This window comes from Emticicia sp. CRIBPO (assembly GCF_009905725.1).
In the GTDB taxonomy this organism is placed as follows: domain Bacteria; phylum Bacteroidota; class Bacteroidia; order Cytophagales; family Spirosomataceae; genus Leadbetterella.
Genome location: NZ_JAAAKV010000012.1, coordinates 1 through 17,771 on the forward strand (window position 1 = coordinate 1; position 17,771 = coordinate 17,771).

Sequence of the window (17,771 nt, forward strand, 5' to 3'; positions counted from 1 at the left end):
CCAACGTAAACTTACACCGGCCCAACGTAAACTTACACCGCTCCAACGTAAACTTACACCGGCCCAACGTAAACTTACACCGCTCCAACGTAAACTTACACCGGCCCAACGTAAACTTACACCGGCCCAACGCAGAATTACACCGGCCCAACGCAGAATTACAAAGACCTACATATGGATGACTGAACGGAAACCAGGAAACAGGAAGTAAAAAAACAGGAAGCAAGCTGGGGGAAGGGCAGCGACGGGGAGTTGTAGCGAAAATAGGGAAAGAACGAGCCCTCTGACGAGGGCTGTATTGATTCAGGACTGCTTTCTAAAGGTAATGCCTTTAATCTGACTATATTCCAGGCTCGATGCTCCGAAAACTGACTTGACGTATTTTTTAACATCGAGGGCGATGTGGGCGAGGCCGTCGCCTTCGGCATACATGGTTTTGGTGCGGGCCAGGCGGGCGTTGCTCCATACGACTTCGGCTTCCCTGACGCGGTTATTGATGGCGTAGAGGCTGGCGATGAGGGCTTTCAGCGACTCGGGCTTCAGTTCTTCTTCATTGGGGGTGTACTCGGGCTGGGAAGAGACCAATTGGATAAGTCCCTGCAGGTGCTCGAGGCGGGTGTCAAAGCCTTGTTGTGAGGCGGAGATGGTGCGGGTTTCGACGGCGTCGACCGTGGCCTCGGGTTTGGGGGTGGCCCTTCCTCCCTGCATCTTGCGGTTGAGGGTGCGGGCGGCATCGATGATGTTCGGGCCTACGCCTGAGGCGGCCAGGGCGTTGCTGATTTTGGTAGAGAGGCCCTTGAAGTCTTTGAAGGCGTCGAGACGGGCATTGACGGCGTTGTCGTAAAGGATCTCTTTGTTGATGGTGTCGGCAAAAGCGGCCTTTGAGGCTTCGAGTTTGGTCCGGAGGGCGTCGAGCGAAAGGCTGGCTCTGCCGGGGTTGTAGGTGGGGCCGTAGCCGGCACAAAAGTTAATCAGGGATTCGAAGTTGGCAATGTTTTTGGCATGCCCGGTTTCTGGTGAACTCATGTTAATTTATTTGTTGGTTGTTATGAAAAAAATATAAATTCTCGTCAAAGTGTGCGATTCAACTAACTATTAAAGTTGGGATTTTGAATCTTGTAGGAATAAACGGGGGGAGGTGTTTTAAAATTGTGGGGAGATATGGGGAATTTTGTTTTTTTAAGGGAAATTTAATGGGAGGATGATGCTCTTCTTTTTCAATTATAGTTTGGCTTTGCGATAAGGGTTCAATATCGTCCCCTATCGCAATTAAGAACTTAAACAAACACATGGGGTGATGGAAGTGTAAAGTTTGAAATTCAAGACATTCACATTATCTTTATATAGTACTTGCCTTTATTTAATTTAATCTATGCCTTCAAACGATAGTAGTGAGCAAAGAACAGAGTTTACCATCATCAGTTCTGATGATAAATTGATACTTAACTCTGTTGAATATTACAATAAATATTACCACACCGATTTTAAAGTGGAGAGATTTATAAATGATGAGGTGGTTTTTGCCGTCATATCAGCTTCAAAATTCGAATTGTCTGATGTTTTTTCTTTAGGTTATCAGTTTGGTGCAATTGCTGAGAATAAAAGGCAGAAGGGAGAGATTGATTGGTAAAGAAAAACGTCTAAGAAAAGAACTGTCGAAAGTAATGATGTCTTTTGTTAAACAAGTATTATTTATATAACTAGCATCGGCGTTATTCAACGATAATAAATTTCAACGCTCTATTATGTGGACCACTTTCATCATACGAGTGCTGTTTAACTTGATATAATAAAGCAAGGTTATTATCATTCATATATTTAAAAAGCAAATCTTTTCTAAAATAGTGAAAGTCGTTTTCAAAATAAGCATCTTTAAATCCAACGCAATAAAAACATTTATTCAAGTCGCTATCCAATATTAGGCCTTTTTCAGGCTCTGCCTTTAACCCTAGAGTCTTGCCCATCTTTATCGATGGGTAATACTCATTGCTACCGCTTAAAACAATACTTTTAGACTCCCATGAAAATTCAACCAATGTTGGCTCCGAATCAAAGGACATTTTTATCGCTTGTTTCTCTATTACTTCTTTACCGATATCTTTGTGTCTATATCCATTTTCAAACAAATTTCGAGAAGTAACGATTCTTTTAAAGTCAATATATTCTCCAGTTGGAATTAAGACCTTATCCGTTTCAAGCCGTTCAATCTCTTTAACTGCCCAATAAAGCTCTCCAAAATACTTCCTATATAAATGGTCTGGCGAAAAGTGATTGTCTGAAGACCAATCGAAAAGAGTCTTCAAGCTTATTTCCTTAGCTTTGGGCAAATTTTCGTTCTTTTTTATAAAAAAAGTCTCTATCATTAAATAAGACCTAATTTTATATTCTTCATTAACTCGTTGTTCGACCATCCCATGTAGCATAGAATACTTTTCATTTTCAAAAGAATGCTCAAATAACTCAAAAACAGAATCTATCTTGATTTCATTGTACCATGAAGGATTACCTATTCTATCAACGATGAGATCTTCGGAGTATAATCTCATAGGTAATATATAATCTTTAAACGGCATGCTCACGTCTATATCTACATCACTCAACCTTGTGTAGTTTTTCTTCCCTGAATAAGTCTCGTACACATCTAACTTCCCATTCTTTAGCAGAAAACCTGCAAAGTCAAAAAAACCCTTCCAAGAATACTTCTTGCCTAATCTATCTACCTTTCCCTTTACTCGTGAAATATTATTTCCAAAATAAAAATCTCTAAAGTTTTCATCTTTAAAACTTAACTTGTCACTCGTTCTAAATCCAAGTTCAAAAATCCTTTTGTATACATTAGAAATTGCGTGTCTCCTTCTACTGTAATCTTCATCAATTAATCTGGGAATAGTATAGATTCCAAAATCCATACCTATCGGCTCCGGCCAAGACATTTCATCACTTTCGTCAATTAGTTCAATTTGCTGTTCATTTGGATCGACCCATTCGTGAGGGACCTCAAATTCAAATTTTTCTAGTTTTTGAACCTCAAACTCACTTAATGAAAATACTTGCTTGTAAATTGCTAAATCAACCAAATGTTTGATAGAATCAATCACTATATAATTAAAAACTTGGCAAGTTGAACTCGAAGAAAATTGAAGATTATATAACCTATTCGTCATCTCAGGTAGAATTCTCCGAACAAAATCTTCATCATTTTGGAGCGTTAATGCTACTCCATAACAACAACTAGCAAGACGCTCGTAAATATATTTGTCAGCTAACAACACAGAATATTCTGCCAATTCTATCAACTCCAAGGGATGTCTCTTCCCAAATTCAATTAAATAAATCGTTGCATTATCTCGTAATTCTCTAATATTTGTTGCAGTAACATAAGTGGTGAGTTTGGCTACTAATTTATGATATTCCAAATCATTCCGATTATCTTTCTTAATTTTTTGAATACTATCTGCTATGAATTCAAAAAACGACCCAGATTCTTTATAGATGAAAAAAGTCCACGAAAGATCAAATTTCCATAAATCCAATTCTTCCAAAATTAGTGCTACAAAATGAAAATTGTACTTGATTTCATGCTTAAGCCAGTGACTTGAAGTAAGACTTAAGATTTCCTGAAGATCATAGTCGGAAACGTGTTTCAACAAATGTTGTGGCAAATCCCCATCCTTCTTATAATCAAATCCATTATATAAATACCACCATGAAGACGCTAAACTTTCACGAGTGCTTAAATTTAGATTAATCTCTGGTCTCAATGCGATAATAAACTTGAGAATATCCAATCGAAGCTGATGATGATCACTTGATTTACTACCAATTACTTTTTCACTAAAAATCTTATCATTTAATAAATCATGAATAGATTTATGCTTCTCTGAAAGATACTTAGCTAATAGATACCCCCCGACCTCTTGCTGAGTATGTTTTACAACTTCGAGCCTTTGATCAATTGCATCTTTTATAAAAATCAAATAGCCTTCCAAAACTGCTCTGGCAATAGAGTTGTCATTTGTCACATTCTCTTCTAAATCAAAAGCATCGCTAAAATCACTAATAGAAATAACGCCTTGATTGTTGAAAAAAAACATTTCAGAACTATTGAAAAAACCTTTTACTATCCATTTATCTGCAAACAAATTCAATTTAAACTTCACTTCAGAAATTACTCGTCCAACATAATCTTCAAAAATCTGAAGATATGTTTTCATATCAAGTGTAATTTTCTTTTCATTGATTCTGGGTTCATTAATGAGTCTACAGTACAAATCTAATAAAAGTGGGATCTTAAAAATATCTAAATCAGCAGTTGCAAAATTCTGAACTTTGATCTTATAATGGTTAAAATACAGATTACATAAGTTTATTAAATCTTCTTGCTTTTCAAATCCCCTCGTTTCGACCAACGAACTGGGAGGGGTATTCCATATTTGAGAAATATAGGAACTTCTTAGCGTACAGATAATAAAAAGGTGAGAAAAAAGACTAACTTGGTTAATAAAATCTTGCAACTGATTCCTCCAAATAGAACTAAAACCAATATTTGACTTCGTTGTTTCATTCAGTGCATCTATAATAAAAAAACATCTTTTATCATTTGAGGACGCAAAATTGTTCAACTTTTCCAAAACCTCATTAATTGTATACCCGAGAGGAACTTGTAAGAGCTGTAACAACCTTTCATTCAAGTTAATATTATCCCCATTAAACTGTCTCGGTTTAAAAAACAAAACATGATCTCCATTTTCTTTAGCCTTATTTACTACATGAGCAGCAATATAAGTTTTTCCGGTACCAGCCTTTCCCGTAATTATTTTATTAGAACATTCATTTCTAAAATTTTCAATTACTTTATTTAGTTTACTCAGATCATAATAAACATCATTAAAAAATTGAGATACCTGATGAAAAACGTCAAAAACCTCAGCATGCCTGTCAAGAAATTCAGACCATTTTGGAGCAGGTAAACCTATTATCTCCTTAATGGGAATCGAAATCTGTGTAATCTGACTTTTTAAGAACAACACTCCATAGCCTTCTAACTCAAACGAACTCTTTAGGTCGTCTAGCTCCCTTTCAATCTTATCTATATTGTTTTCGAGCTCTTTTATTCTTGTAAGAAAAGAATTCGAAAAAACATGGTCCACTTCATCTTCTATATCAGCCACTTGATAAAAGTCTTTTAAAGCGTGTTTAAAACCCACTACAGAACTCTTACATGTACTTACTTCTTCGCTAATGGACCTCCTCCATTCACTAAATTTGAGAATACTTTTTAATGACTGTCTCTCAAATACGTTACTGAGATATAAGTCGTGTATATATTTACTTTTTATCTCATCATCATATGAGATAAAAAGTAAATCGTCGAACCATTTCGCGGTAACTTCAAATGAAGGTCTATTTACTATTGTAATGACCGAATTTACTATGTTCTTAAAATAGTATCTATCCTTTTTTGTATCCTTGAAAGCACTGAATATATTTATTATTTTCCCAATCATAGCTTTCATTCTATATCAATATCGGAATCTTTTATTCTTTTGGTATAAATACTATCACCGCTTTTACTTCTAATTCTTATTTTACTGTTTGTTACATCTATTGTAAAGATATTAGACACTTCTTTTTCAAAAAAAAGCACAAGCAATGTTGTAAATTGTCCTAAAACAATTATCAAAGGTTCTGGGGCCATATCATCAAAAAACCACCAAGCAGCTATTATCAGTATTATTGTATTTAAAGCAGTCAGGATAATTTTAAAAGATTTTTTCACTTTATATATTCATTTAATTTTTGAGAACTCTTGCACCCTAAACTAACTAAATAACTTCTAAATTTAAAACTCTTGAAAATTAGATTTGATATTTCCTCAATTCCTCCCAGACTCCAGATATTGAATAGCTTTCTTCAACTGACTGTCAAACTGATGAATTTCATCAAGATCATTGATCTCGTATTTAGTTTCCTTCTTTGCTTCGTCAAACAAGCCGATCTGCTTTCTCTTTTCTGTTAGATAAAACCTGCATATTGTTTTCCTGTTATTGTCGTCTAACAAAACCGCAAAGTAAGTTTGTGCATCTCTGAAATGTACTCTTGCTGGTTTCACTACCGAAGACAGAATCGCCCTGATTATGTAATACGAATCCATTTCCTCTTGTGTCGTCACAATCTTTGACTCTTCAGATATAGATTCAGATGCATCACTGGCCTGCACTTCCGTTTCCTTACTTAAAGCAGATTTTAGTCTCTCTGTAATGAGATCATTGATAATCTGTGCAAAAGATTTTTTGGTAAGGTTGGTAAAAAGGTCAAGCACTTTCTGAGTAACCATTCCGGGATACACTTGTTTAGCAAAGTATTTCACAAACTCCGGATTTGGATTGGCCATTTCATTTGAGATCAAAGTCTTCAGCTCATTGGTAAACTTCAACTCGGAGGCAGTATTAACAATATTCTCAAAGTCAAAATATGCCTTATGAAATTTCTTCAGTTCATCTACTTGGTTGTCTTTTATCTCATTGATATTAAACACAAAGAAAGGTTTTTCATCCATTTTATTGGGTTCCACGAGATCGGTATAAAAACGATATTCCAGCCCATTTGATAAAATAGAAAACTTTGCTTTTGTGGTATGAAAATACCGAAACAACTGTGAAGCATTATGAACATTCAAAGGCTGTCCATGCCATTTACATTCTATTAAGATGATGGGAGCACCATCTTTCATGATAGCATAATCTATTTTCTCTCCCTGTTTAATACCCACGTCTGCCACAAACTCTGGAACAACTTCTGAAGGGTTAAAAATGTCATAACCTAAGGCATTAATAAAGGGCATAATGAAAGCATTCTTTGTTGCTTCCTCAGTGTTAACCTGATCTTTCAGCTTAACAACTCTCTCTCCAAGAATTTTAATCTGGTCTTTAAAGTCCATAGTAGTAGGGTTTAAATGGAATTCGAATTTTGTAGTAAATACTCTTCAACATCAATTATTCATCAACGTTAAGCAAATTCCGTGCCTGATATACGAACAAGCATGCACGGTAGACACTATTACTATCCTTCGTTAATTTACTGAAGAGTAAATACAATATTCAGAGAAATTAAGTGGATAGAATTATAACTCGTATTTGTTTCCGGAAAGATAAAATCGCGAAAAACATCTAAGTAGTAGTAATACCAATCTAATTATCCCCTGCTACTAATGACGCATTATTATGATAATTTACCAACCCCAACGCTTCATTTTGCCTCCAACTTTTAAGGACATAATCACGATATTGCTCTCTTTTGATTCTAAAAAACAAACTTTCCAAAGTTCCGTAATCCCATGTTCCTTTTTTACTTTTTATTCTATTGATAGCTTCATCTTCAAACAGAAACCACTGATAATTATTAAGGATATCGTCTACCACTTGCATATTTTTTGCTTTAACAGCGTCGTAAAAAACATTCGGCACTTGATCTAATGATTTCAATCGTTTTGAAACAATCATAATTCTATTGCGATAATTATCATTAGGATGTAAGCAGAAAGCAGAAAGCAGATTAAAGTAAGCTATTCGAGAAACTTCCAAAGTATCGTTAATGTTGAACAAAGCAATGCTGTAATATTTACTCCCATAATAATATCTATCACTGATATTGGTTTTAACCTTATTAATTGACTCTGCATCCTCATAAGGAAATTTTTCATTTATTGTTTTACACAAATCTATAGCTTTTAAATACTCTCCTTTATTGATGCTCTCTTCCAATTTCTTGTGCATCGAATAACTATATAAATGATAAAAATTAGAATAATAATCGGTTCTTTCTACTATTAATAAAAATGCAGTAAAGAGATTCACTGACAGCAATAAATATATGAATGCTTGAGTCGGTAGCCTTTTCAATTTTAACCATTGAAAAAATCTTTTTCTAAGTTCGTTCAATTCAACCCAATAAATCCAGCAACAGCCAATAGAAATCAAAACAAAAAATTCAAACCACGTATTTTTTAAAAACCACAAAACAAAACTTAAATTCAATGAATCTATTTTAGAAGGTTCTAGTGTTTGAATAATAGCCCATAAAGTTGTGACAAAAACTGGTATTTTTAATTTCTCCAGTTTTGAGAATAACCTTTCCTTATTTCCCTTACTACTATTATCAATCATTTATTTAATAGCTTATTAATTCTTTCAATTTCTAAATCGATAATTTTATTTTCTGGCAGCAACGGTTCAATTACTTTCCCCTCATCTTTTACTGGATTCTCAAGATAACTAATATAGTACTGAAAATCAGTTTTAAAATTCGGATAATGGAGCTTTTCTTTCTGAAGTATAATTTCACTTATTACTGCATTTTTATTCTTCAAATTATTTTGAATACAGTTCCAAAAAAGACATCGAATCTTCATATTCAATATTAGATCAAAAAATAACTTATCCTTAGTAAAAAAAGAAGCCGTTATAAAGTGGGAAAGAGCTTTGCTATAATCTTGATCCCAAAAATATCGTAATCCATTCCAGTAATACTTTAAAGCTTTAAAACTAGTCGTATCTGAAAATGCCCTTTGATTAAAATCAATTGAGACCTTAGAAGATGAATCATACCGCTTCTCATTTGATGTCAAATATTCTGCTTCTGCCAAATTTTTACTAGATTTTTCGTTAAAATCTAATGGCACGAGGTTTTCAAAAGACTCTCCATCAGCTAATAAGTCAACAATATCGCTTGAAGCTATTGACGCCAAATAAATTCTATTGATTCTATAATTAATATCCTTATCCTCACTATTTAAAGGATTAGTATCCAAGAGCATCAATCTAAGTAAACCCTCTCTCATCATCCACTGTCCACGACCAAACTGCATATCTTTAATGGCCTCTTCGGATGGCTTGATATAGGTATCTTCGACATAGGATAAATAGGCTTTTCTTTCGTCGACGCTGTTACCCATAAGTTCTCTCAAATAATACTTTAGTACTTCAACTTCATCCTTATATCTACCATTTATTCTGAGATAAATCAATAAATCATATAAACTCTCAAATTGGCGACCTCGCAAAACCGAAACTATTTTTGGAAATTTGATGAGTACACTTTCAACTTTTTTGGAATTAACATTACTACCACTATAGAAACTTTGCTTGCTAGCTTTTTCAAAAAGTGTTCGAATTAATGGATCTGATGGCATAATTAAACCTGACTCCAAATTACGAATGGTGTAACTAGACGCCAATAAATTACTCTTAGAAAAATAAACAATTAGCATACCCTGAAAAAATATTGCTAATAAAAGAATCGCGATGACAACAGCTACCTTCTTCGTATTGAAAACTTTCGAAAACATAATCAGTAATATTAAAACTAATTTATTAACCCGTAAAGAATACCAATAACTTTTTGATCACACTTAAAACAAAATCTTCAAAAGAACTTATACCTAACGCTTTAGCATCATGTAGTAAATATAGTAACTTATTAATTAATGGCTACGTATAACAGAAAAATTATTAAGAATTACGAAAAAGAAATTCCCAAAATCGAATGCGTATTTTGTAACGAGAGTTTATCAAGAGTTTATCAAAAGAATATTGATAACCATTAAAAATCCCATCTTCTCCATTTTTGTATTACTAGTGCAATTATAAAAAGAAAGGTCTTAATTGTAGCTTAATCCAGCCATTGATCTAATTCTTCTATGCTATTTGAGGGCAAAGGTTATCGAATAGCAAAAAAGAGCTCAAAAGCTCTTTTTTAATCATATTACACATTTTAGTTTCTTACTACTTCTCCCCCAACAACCTCTCCAGCAACTCAATCTTCTCATCCTTCGCTTTCAAAAGTTCGTCAGTAAGTCGTTTGTTTTCTTCGAGGGCTTCGAGCCATTTTTCAACGGGGTTAATGTTGAAAGTAGAATTATAGCCTGTGCTCAGAACAGCACCATTGTCAAAAGTATTTGAAATAATATTAATCACCTGTTCTTCGTCAAAGTTCTTAATGGCGTCTACCGGTATTTTGAGTACGTCGGAGACCTGTTTCATAATGCGGTCGTCGACGGTTTCGCGTTGTTCGAGGATAGAGATCTTTTTTTGGTTCCAATCCTCGCCCAATTCAAAGGCCAGGGCCTCCTGTTTGATCCCGAGCATCTCACGGAAACGCTTGATATTACGGCCTTCATGAATGCGGGAGGGTTTTGTTTTAGATTGCATGTTTTTAAGTTGTTTTTTTTCGTCCAAGGTATGAAATTGAATGCAATTTAGCAATTATCGATTATAAATTAGGCTATGTAATTTAGCATTTTACTTTTCTTTTACTTCGCTTTCTTTCTTCTCGCCTTACTTTTTTTTGGGACTAGAAATCCTTTTTCTCTGCCTTACTTTTTTTTTGAAAAAAAAGTAACAAAAAAAACATTAAAAATTCTAACTCACAAATCCTCAAATTAGGTGCTTAAATTTTAGCAATGGGAATTTGAGGCTTTGCTCAGACAGAGAATTTTTGGTTTGGATGGTTCTTACTTAGAACGTTATTTCGTTTGAAGTCGAATAGCTTAATGACTTCTTAATGAGCTTAATTCCTAAATGGTCATTCGAGGTTTATCGTATCTTCTTCTTGCCTTTGATTCTTAGTGGCTAAAATTCGTTGCAGGATCGCCACAAGGGTACTATTCTTTTATTTAGAAGTGAGTGGTGGAACATATGTGTGACCGTTTGGAGTAATTATTTCTGCGGGGGCTAACCAATAGTATCAAAAAAAGAATGTAATTTGAAAATCATATCTCCTGACTATGACTATTAAAAACGGCTTTTTGGGTATGCTGATCGCTCTGGGCTTTATGTGGATGAAGGGCGAAAAGAAAAAACACTGGTCGGTGCCGGATGAACCGTCGGACGTGCCGTTTGTTTTTCCGTATCAGCCTGCCCCGGCGTTTAAGTTTCCGGTGTTTATAGCAGAGCCTGTTGATAAGGAGCCTGAAGTGGTTCATACCGAAAAAATGCAGATGAGGAGTTATCCACTGCAGTACCTCGGCCCGAATAAAGATACCATCACCCCGGAATTTTATTATTTCCAATACAATAAACACTTAGACTACCAGGATGATGTAAAAACTAAAGTGAGCTACGAAAGGGCTTCTCCGCTCACAATGGTCATACAGGTAGATACGTCTGCTTTTGTTCCTTACACCTCGGCGGCATTTGAAGATTTGGTTTACAAAACACATCCCGTTTATGTTTTCAGTAAAGGTCTGAAGCCTGTCTTTATCGGAATATCTTATTCATTTCTTTTCATATTGGAAGCCAAAGACCCAAGTGGACAATGGAAACCGATTGAGTTCAAATTTCACCCGTGTGGAACGGGAGATGTCGGCATGCTCATTTTCCCCGGGGAAATAGGTATCACGGTAGTGACGGTTTATTCAGGGCCATTCAAAACCAAAATGAGATTACGGATGGATTCTGAACCACTGAATATTTACTCCAATGAATTCGAAGGAAGTATTGAACTCAGTCAGTTTAAAAATGAACTTGGTTTGTAAAAAGTAGTAGAGTATGTCAATAAAAACAATATTCTTCAGTTTGGTAATGGCTATGGGGCTCGGTTGGGTGCTATTCAGGGATGAGCTGGAAAAGGAGCCGACAAAATTTGACAGCTCTTATATTTTCCCATATAATCCGGCACCGCCGTTTATAATGCCGTCTATTACATTTGGTAAAAGAGATACTAACGCCCTGCTTCCTCTTGAAGTGAACGGAATGGCAACCGGTGACTATTCTATTCTTTACAGAGGAAGGTATAAAGACAGCATTCTTGCCTATCAAGATCCTGAAAACAAAGAATCTATTTTTCCGAATAAAAAATATGACTTAGAGAATTATACTCTTTTCAAGAACGGCAAGAGGTCATACAATTCGAGTGGCCCCATCCCTTTTAACCTTTCTATAGTAGTTGATACCTCGACGATTATCAGCTATGAACCAACTTTTATTCATAGTGATAAATTATTCCAAAGTCATCCGGTATACCTGATAAACATCTACACTTGTGCTGTCGAAATCGTAACAAGGCCAGGAAGCTTTTATCTGATTCTGGAGGCTCAGAACGAAAAAGGCATATGGAAACCCATTGAGAGTCATTTATTAGGTGACGGAGGGCTATTTTATACCGTCTTATTACCTGGTGAAATAGCCGCAACAACAGTACCGGTGTTTAAAGGTTCATTCAAAACAAAAATGAGAATAAAACTGCCTGATGTGGGTTTTACCCCAAGACACATTTACTCCAATGAATTTGAGGGGAGCATTCATCTGAGTCAGTTTAAGGAAAATTATTAAGGATATGAAGTTAAGGTTATTGTTTTATGGGTTTGTGGTAGCATTGGCGTTTGGATGTTTAAGCTGCGGTGAAGAGAGAAGAGCCGAAGAAGAAACGGAAGAAGAAGAAATGGAGAAATATAAGTTTCCCCTGGTTACAATTCCGCCATATTACCCGGCTACGCCATTTATTTTCCCGGTTTTTATTCATGACAATTACGAAACGGCGGGGAGTAAAAAAATAATACCTGCTCATTCTCCATGGATATCATTGAGTGATTATGAATTGCTGTATATTGGCATGAAAGCAGACACGCTGTACACTGATAAATATGCCTATCAAAAGAATTCCTTTTCTTATGATAGTGTAGAAAATGGAAAAGAATGGTACTCACTCCCGACTCCCCTTTCTATTTCTCTGAAAATTGATACCTCCACAATAATACCTTATGAATCCATCCGGAAAGACACTCTAATTAAGAGATATCCTGTTTATATAATCAATACGCTTTTTCATCCGGTAATTATAGGTTCAAACTCAGACATCCCTTTGATACTTGAAGCCAAAACACCAAATCAGGAATGGAAACCTATTCAGATATATTATGGTATGATGTGTGGAATAGGAGCAAAAGGAAGGCTTTTATTTCCCGGTGAGATAGCGGTGACTGCCGTGAAAGTTTTCAGGGGACCTTTCAACACTAAAATGAGATTGCGGTTCAGGTCACACTTTTACGATATTTTTTCTAATGAGTTTGAGGGGAGTATAGAAGTCAATCAATTTGGTGATCCGTATTGACCGGGCATTCAAAAAAATGATGTTAAAAACTATTTAGTGATGAACTATCAGGCGGAGCATATCGGTCGTAGTGGAACGATTATTTACGATTGGAAGTATTACGGGCAGAAGTCGGGCCCGAAATGACAACGTCGGAGAATCCTGTAAATCCTGAAATCCTGTCAAAAAAAACAAACAATAAACCATGGAAACTGAAGAAACAAAAACGGTGGGGCTGACGAAAGACGGCAGCTACCAGTTCGGACTGAGGAAGACCTTCCTGGTGTCGCCGGGGGTGGCGTGGGACTACCTCTTTACCAAAGAAGGACTTAGCATCTGGCTGGGTCACGTGGGTGATCCCGAAGAGGTTAAACTGAATGAAACATACCGCACGGAAGAAGGCATAGAAGGCAAACTGACGACGTTTAAGCCTTACTCGCACTTCAGGATGAGCTGGAAAAAGCCTGCGTGGCGAAATAGCACGATACTGCAGGTGAGGGTGCTGGACAACAAAGGCAAGGCCACAATAGCCATACACCACGAAAACCTGCTGGACCGCACCCAGAGAGACGAGGTGGAGGTATACTGGAACAACGTGATGGATAAGCTGGGGCTGAAATTCGGGGATTAAATGTGGGTTCATTCCGGAATCCTTGCTAATTTTGATCAATGTGGGTAACCTTTAAAATTCAAGAACATGCAGGACCTGAATGAGCAACTGATCAGGGCGGTGGTGGAAGAAGACCTCGCCGAAGTGGAAAGGCTGGTGTCGGAAGGTGCGGACATCAACTACAGCGATTTTTATAACAACTGTGCGATTTTCACCGCTGCCTGGGAAGGTAACGTAGAAGCCCTGGAGCTGTATCATCGCCTGGGAGCCCACCTGGACCTGAACGACAACAACCCACTGTGCAACGCGGCCTACAACGGCAAGGCGGAGTCGGTCAAATGGCTTCTGAGCAAAGGGGCCAACCCCAATCACGTTTTCTCTACCGGCGAAAACGCCCTGCACTATACCCTCAGCAACACCAACCACATGCCCGAAAGGACAGAGATCGTGAAAGCCCTGATAGCCGCAGGCACGGACGTCAACAAAACGACGATCAAAGGCCTGGAAACCCTGTGTTTTATGCGGGATGCCCGCCTGAAAGCCGAAACGCCCCTGCACCGGGCCGCAGCCTACGCCAGTGCCGAAATTGTAAAAGCCCTCATCGATGCCGGAGCAGACATCACCGCCAAAGACGCCAACGGCGACACGCCCATCTCCTGGGCCAGCTGGTTTTTGCGGGATTCGAATGTTTTGAGGTTGTTGGTTTATGAGGGGGTTGCGGGGGTGGGGTGAGGATGTTACAAAAACTATATTTCGGCAGCAAATGTAAAATAGTGCCGGTAATTTGATTCTGGGAAATCACAAACCTCTTAAATTCCTGCTTAAGTGCAGTTGTTATGATTTACTTATCAACTCCAAATCCTGTAGCTTTCTTCCTAAAGGATCGTCAGCTGCAAGTTTGAGGAAATCATCCTGCATCCCGAATACCCTGAGTACATTAAAATAGCCTCCCAAAGAAACCTTGGGGTTACCCTTCTCGATCTGGTATAAGGTACTCCGGTCGATACCGGCTCTTTCAGCTACCTGCATGGTGGTGAGTCTTCTTCTTTTGCGGGCCAGTCGGATGTTTTCGCCAACAACCTCCATCATTTCCTGGAATCTCGGCAGTAGAATATGCTTTTTCGTTCTCATCGTTTTGTAGGTTATTTCCAGCAAATTTGTGGGATTTGTGGAGAATATGCAACAGTTTTTTTATAATTATTACTTTTAGGAAGTTTTGATCTTGTTTGAAAAATCATAATACCCATCTATCGTCAACAGTCTACATTTCAATGAATTAGCAATAATCCCTTAAATTTATCAATGTTATTATTTTTTCAATAACTTTGAATTCTCATCATATACGAGACCTAAAATATCCCAAAAGTAAAATGACCAAAAATGAATTTAATCAACTCATTGTGAAATCGACAAACCCGAATTGGTTTAGCGAAAAGACAGAAGCCTTTCAATTTCCAAATTCTGACAAGTTGATTGAGCTAAAAGGAGTAAGCTCTATCTATGAATTTGTTTCACAGCAAGCGGAAGGCTGGAGAAAAATAACTGAACCCATTCCAGATCAATTTAAAAATTCGCAAAAATTCTTTCTTGACTTAAAAAATAGTATAGAATCCTTTGTCATTGAAAGATCACAGACACATGATCTTGAAATTTACTGGAATAATAATATATCTAACTCAATCCGAAACAAGCAACAAGCAGTCTTACGTTATGACATTCCAGAGATAGAATTTCTTTTAAGTATTTTTAAAAATTACAATGAGAGTTTCAGTGGAGCCTATAATTTTATTTTCAAAAAAGACTCTTTGAATTTTTCTGGCAAAGACGCCGCAATTGGGTACTTACTTGCATATGAATTTCAATTAAAAGATTATTCGCATATTATCGAAAGAAGAGATGCTGAAAAGAAATCCATTTCCAACATTCGGACTGATTTTCAAAAATATCTTTCTCAAACTGAAAATCAATTGGTAGATCACTTACTCAAAGCAAATCAGGAATTTGACAACTATGTTGAAAAAATTGACAGCCTTAAAGGTGAAAAGGAATCAATGTTCACAGAATGGTTTGAAGAGAGAATAGTTGAACATAACCATTTCAGGGATTCTTCAAAATCTGAGATAAAACAATTAGAGGAAACTTATAATGAAAAACTAAAACTGGAAGAGCCCGCAAAGTATTGGTCTGATCGTGGCAAAGCACTAAAACAACAAGGTTGGATTTCAATATGGATATTGGTTTTACTAACAGCATTTACTTCTTATTTACTATGGGAAATATTGGTAAACGCTCCTGAAACTATTTACGCCAGTTTTTTGGGCGATGACAAAAGTGCCGCAATCAGATGGTCAATCGTATTTGTTGTTTTTATTTCTTTCCTCGCTTTTTGCATTAAAGCCGTTTCGAAAGTCATGTTTAGCAGTTTTCACCTGGCCCGAGACGCAGAAGAACGGCATTCACTCGCCTACTTCTATCTCGCTTTGAAAAAAGATGACAGTATTCAGGATGAGGATCGAAAACTAATCATTCAATCATTATTCAGCCGATCGGATACTGGATTATTAAAGGAAGACTCGTCTCCTACTATGCCGGGTGAAGTGATGAAGATTTTTGGAAAATAAAGTAAAGAATTATTTAAAAGAAATAAGAATTAATGAAAATTAAACATTCCGAACTTGAAATATCAAATGATAAGCCATTTGAAAATTGTGTCCTTGGCAGAGAAAACTATGCCAACATACTTACAGGCTTAATTCAGTCATATTCTGATGGTTTTGTTTTGGCAATAAATAATGAGTGGGGCACTGGAAAAACTACCTTTGTAAAAATGTGGCAGCAATCTATGCAGAATAAAGCATTTAAAACATTATATTTTAATGCATGGGAAAATGACTTCGACAAGAGCCCGCTTGTAGCAATAATGTCAGAACTTAAAACTTTATTCAACGTAGGAAAGAATGAAGCTACCTTCAAATCTATTGCAAAGAAAGCAGCATTACTTCAATCAAAAATTGCTCCAGCACTTATTAAAGCCATATTAGCAAAATATTTTGATCTTAAGGAATTTAACGATGTTTTAGAAAAAACCGCCGATGCCGGATTTGAGCTCTTTGAAAATGAAATTACAGAATACGCAGAGAAAAAAAAAGGTTTGATTGAGTTCCGAGAAGAACTTACTAAATTTATTAAAGATGTTAATTCTGGTTCAAAACCTTTGGTTTTCATAATTGACGAACTTGATAGATGCAGACCAGATTATGCGGTAGAGCTCTTAGAAAACATAAAGCACTTTTTTAACATTCCTGGGATTGTTTTTGTCCTAGCAATAGATAAGAAACAACTTGGCAATGCCATTAGAGGTTACTACGGCAGTGATTTGATTGATGCCGATGAATATTTACGAAGATTCATTGATATTGAGTATTCCCTTCCGAATCCTGATACTCTATCCTTTTGCAAATATCTCTATAAGTATTTTGCCTTTATTAACAGTCCAAGTTCCTCCAGATACAGTGACTCATTTCTTAATCTTGCTTCATCTTTATTTGAGAAATCAAACTTCTCATTAAGACAGCAAGAAAAAGTATTCGCTCACACCAGAATAGTTTTAAGAAGCCTCAACAATGATACAGAGGAGTATTTTTCTTTTATTTTCATTTTAATTTGTATTAAAATCATTTCTCCAGAATTTTATAGAAAAATTCAAAATAAGGAACTCTCGATGCAAGAATTAAGTGATTCTTATTTCGATTTTATACCTAAGAATTTTAATATCAACACTTTTATTGACAAAGCTGATGATCCAAGGACAAGGCAACTGATTTTTATAGAGGCTCAATTAGTATTGTATTATTCAAAATTTATTCATGAAAGAGCATCTGACTTTAGTCAATCTATTTTTCTAAAGGGGTCTAAAAGTCAATTAACTTTCAAATCTAAATTTGACACCAGCGAGGAAAATAAAGAATTGATGAAAAAATTCACTTATCTTAACGATAGTCGATTATCAGAGTTAAGTATCGGATATTTTTTGGACAGAATAAATTTACTAGAACATTCGATATCATAATTTATA

Annotated in this window: 17 protein-coding genes; 9 read left to right on the forward strand and 8 right to left on the reverse strand. The window is 36.2% G+C overall.

Annotation, left to right across the window (positions count from 1 at the left end; genetic code table 11):
- The coding region (locus tag GVN16_RS26015) for a hypothetical protein (protein WP_205748947.1) at window positions 1-211 on the forward strand (211 nt) is incomplete at its 5' end.
- A gap of 92 nt (window positions 212-303) precedes the next feature.
- Here the strand turns inward: GVN16_RS26015 and GVN16_RS21820 are convergent.
- Entirely contained in the window at window positions 304-1,026 is a 723-nt protein-coding gene (locus GVN16_RS21820) for a hypothetical protein (protein ID WP_166566082.1), read from the reverse strand.
- 346 nt (window positions 1,027-1,372) lie between these two features.
- Between GVN16_RS21820 and GVN16_RS21825 the strand changes: the two genes are divergently transcribed.
- A complete protein-coding gene (locus GVN16_RS21825; RefSeq protein WP_166566083.1) occupies window positions 1,373-1,630 on the forward strand; it encodes a hypothetical protein in 258 nt (85 codons plus the stop codon).
- Window positions 1,631-1,712: 82 nt separating this feature from the next.
- Here the strand turns inward: GVN16_RS21825 and GVN16_RS21830 are convergent, their stop codons facing one another.
- The 6 genes from GVN16_RS21830 to GVN16_RS21855 form a co-directional block, all read right to left on the reverse strand.
- Entirely contained in the window at window positions 1,713-5,516 is a 3,804-nt protein-coding gene (locus tag GVN16_RS21830; RefSeq protein ID WP_166566084.1) for an ATP-binding protein, read from the reverse strand.
- Window positions 5,513-5,779 carry a hypothetical protein gene (locus GVN16_RS21835; RefSeq protein ID WP_166566085.1) on the reverse strand — a complete coding sequence of 89 codons (267 nt, stop codon included), beginning with the start codon at window positions 5,777-5,779 and terminating at the stop codon, window positions 5,513-5,515. The genes GVN16_RS21830 and GVN16_RS21835 overlap by 4 nt, the downstream gene beginning before the upstream one ends.
- 96 nt (window positions 5,780-5,875) lie before the next feature.
- Window positions 5,876-6,940: a type I restriction endonuclease gene (locus GVN16_RS21840; RefSeq protein WP_166566086.1), complete on the reverse strand. Its 1,065-nt coding sequence runs from the start codon at window positions 6,938-6,940 to the stop codon at window positions 5,876-5,878.
- Window positions 6,941-7,190: 250 nt separating this feature from the next.
- Window positions 7,191-8,165, reverse strand: a complete 975-nt coding sequence (locus tag GVN16_RS21845) for a hypothetical protein (RefSeq protein WP_166566087.1) — start codon at window positions 8,163-8,165, stop codon at window positions 7,191-7,193.
- A complete protein-coding gene (locus tag GVN16_RS21850) occupies window positions 8,162-9,346 on the reverse strand; it encodes a hypothetical protein (protein ID WP_166566088.1) in 1,185 nt (394 codons plus the stop codon). The genes GVN16_RS21845 and GVN16_RS21850 overlap by 4 nt, the downstream gene beginning before the upstream one ends.
- Before the next feature lie 436 nt (window positions 9,347-9,782).
- Window positions 9,783-10,208, reverse strand: a complete 426-nt coding sequence (locus GVN16_RS21855; RefSeq protein WP_166566089.1) for a helix-turn-helix transcriptional regulator — start codon at window positions 10,206-10,208, stop codon at window positions 9,783-9,785.
- A gap of 575 nt (window positions 10,209-10,783) precedes the next feature.
- Between GVN16_RS21855 and GVN16_RS21860 the strand changes: the two genes are divergently transcribed.
- The 5 genes from GVN16_RS21860 (at window position 10,784) to GVN16_RS21880 (ending at window position 14,428) form a co-directional block, all read left to right on the forward strand.
- Window positions 10,784-11,533, forward strand: coding sequence for a hypothetical protein (locus GVN16_RS21860; protein WP_166566090.1), 750 nt, complete (start codon window positions 10,784-10,786; stop codon window positions 11,531-11,533).
- 13 nt (window positions 11,534-11,546) lie between these two features.
- Window positions 11,547-12,329, forward strand: a complete 783-nt coding sequence (locus tag GVN16_RS21865) for a hypothetical protein (RefSeq protein ID WP_166566091.1) — start codon at window positions 11,547-11,549, stop codon at window positions 12,327-12,329.
- Window positions 12,330-12,333: 4 nt separating this feature from the next.
- Window positions 12,334-13,107 carry a hypothetical protein gene (locus GVN16_RS21870; RefSeq protein ID WP_166566092.1) on the forward strand — a complete coding sequence of 258 codons (774 nt, stop codon included), beginning with the start codon at window positions 12,334-12,336 and terminating at the stop codon, window positions 13,105-13,107.
- 184 nt (window positions 13,108-13,291) lie between these two features.
- Window positions 13,292-13,717, forward strand: coding sequence for an ATPase (locus GVN16_RS21875; RefSeq protein WP_166566093.1), 426 nt, complete (start codon window positions 13,292-13,294; stop codon window positions 13,715-13,717).
- A 66-nt stretch (window positions 13,718-13,783) separates the two neighbouring features.
- Window positions 13,784-14,428: an ankyrin repeat domain-containing protein gene (locus tag GVN16_RS21880; protein WP_166566094.1), complete on the forward strand. Its 645-nt coding sequence runs from the start codon at window positions 13,784-13,786 to the stop codon at window positions 14,426-14,428.
- 102 nt (window positions 14,429-14,530) lie between these two features.
- On the opposite strand, the gene GVN16_RS21885 is transcribed toward GVN16_RS21880, so the two are convergent.
- Complete coding sequence (locus tag GVN16_RS21885; RefSeq protein ID WP_166566095.1) at window positions 14,531-14,827, reverse strand: helix-turn-helix transcriptional regulator; 297 nt, start codon at window positions 14,825-14,827, stop codon at window positions 14,531-14,533.
- Window positions 14,828-15,066: 239 nt separating this feature from the next.
- Here GVN16_RS21885 and GVN16_RS21890 point away from each other — a divergent pair, with 239 nt between their 5' ends.
- Together GVN16_RS21890 and GVN16_RS21895 are read left to right on the forward strand one after the other, a co-directional pair.
- Window positions 15,067-16,317, forward strand: a complete 1,251-nt coding sequence (locus tag GVN16_RS21890) for a DUF6161 domain-containing protein (RefSeq protein ID WP_166566096.1) — start codon at window positions 15,067-15,069, stop codon at window positions 16,315-16,317.
- A 32-nt stretch (window positions 16,318-16,349) separates the two neighbouring features.
- On the forward strand, window positions 16,350-17,765 hold the full coding sequence (locus tag GVN16_RS21895) for a P-loop NTPase fold protein (RefSeq protein WP_166566097.1): 1,416 nt from the start codon (window positions 16,350-16,352) through the stop codon (window positions 17,763-17,765).
- Window positions 17,766-17,771 lie beyond the last annotated feature (6 nt).

Bases quoted from the DNA above. Each gene is read 5' to 3' on its own strand.
- GVN16_RS21885 (WP_166566095.1), bottom strand. From the start codon at position 14,827: ATGAGAACGAAAAAGCATATTCTACTGCCGAGATTCCAGGAAATGATG.
- GVN16_RS21880 (WP_166566094.1), top strand. From the start codon at position 13,784: ATGCAGGACCTGAATGAGCAACTGATCAGGGCGGTGGTGGAAGAAGAC.
- GVN16_RS21820 (WP_166566082.1), bottom strand. From the start codon at position 1,026: ATGAGTTCACCAGAAACCGGGCATGCCAAAAACATTGCCAACTTCGAA.
- GVN16_RS21855 (WP_166566089.1), bottom strand. From the start codon at position 10,208: ATGCAATCTAAAACAAAACCCTCCCGCATTCATGAAGGCCGTAATATC.
- GVN16_RS21875 (WP_166566093.1), top strand. From the start codon at position 13,292: ATGGAAACTGAAGAAACAAAAACGGTGGGGCTGACGAAAGACGGCAGC.
- GVN16_RS21825 (WP_166566083.1), top strand. From the start codon at position 1,373: ATGCCTTCAAACGATAGTAGTGAGCAAAGAACAGAGTTTACCATCATC.
- GVN16_RS21870 (WP_166566092.1), top strand. From the start codon at position 12,334: ATGAAGTTAAGGTTATTGTTTTATGGGTTTGTGGTAGCATTGGCGTTT.
- GVN16_RS21840 (WP_166566086.1), bottom strand. From the start codon at position 6,940: ATGGACTTTAAAGACCAGATTAAAATTCTTGGAGAGAGAGTTGTTAAG.
- GVN16_RS21850 (WP_166566088.1), bottom strand. From the start codon at position 9,346: ATGTTTTCGAAAGTTTTCAATACGAAGAAGGTAGCTGTTGTCATCGCG.
- GVN16_RS21830 (WP_166566084.1), bottom strand. From the start codon at position 5,516: ATGAAAGCTATGATTGGGAAAATAATAAATATATTCAGTGCTTTCAAG.
- GVN16_RS21860 (WP_166566090.1), top strand. From the start codon at position 10,784: ATGACTATTAAAAACGGCTTTTTGGGTATGCTGATCGCTCTGGGCTTT.
- GVN16_RS21865 (WP_166566091.1), top strand. From the start codon at position 11,547: ATGTCAATAAAAACAATATTCTTCAGTTTGGTAATGGCTATGGGGCTC.
- GVN16_RS21895 (WP_166566097.1), top strand. From the start codon at position 16,350: ATGAAAATTAAACATTCCGAACTTGAAATATCAAATGATAAGCCATTT.
- GVN16_RS21845 (WP_166566087.1), bottom strand. From the start codon at position 8,165: ATGATTGATAATAGTAGTAAGGGAAATAAGGAAAGGTTATTCTCAAAA.
- GVN16_RS21890 (WP_166566096.1), top strand. From the start codon at position 15,067: ATGACCAAAAATGAATTTAATCAACTCATTGTGAAATCGACAAACCCG.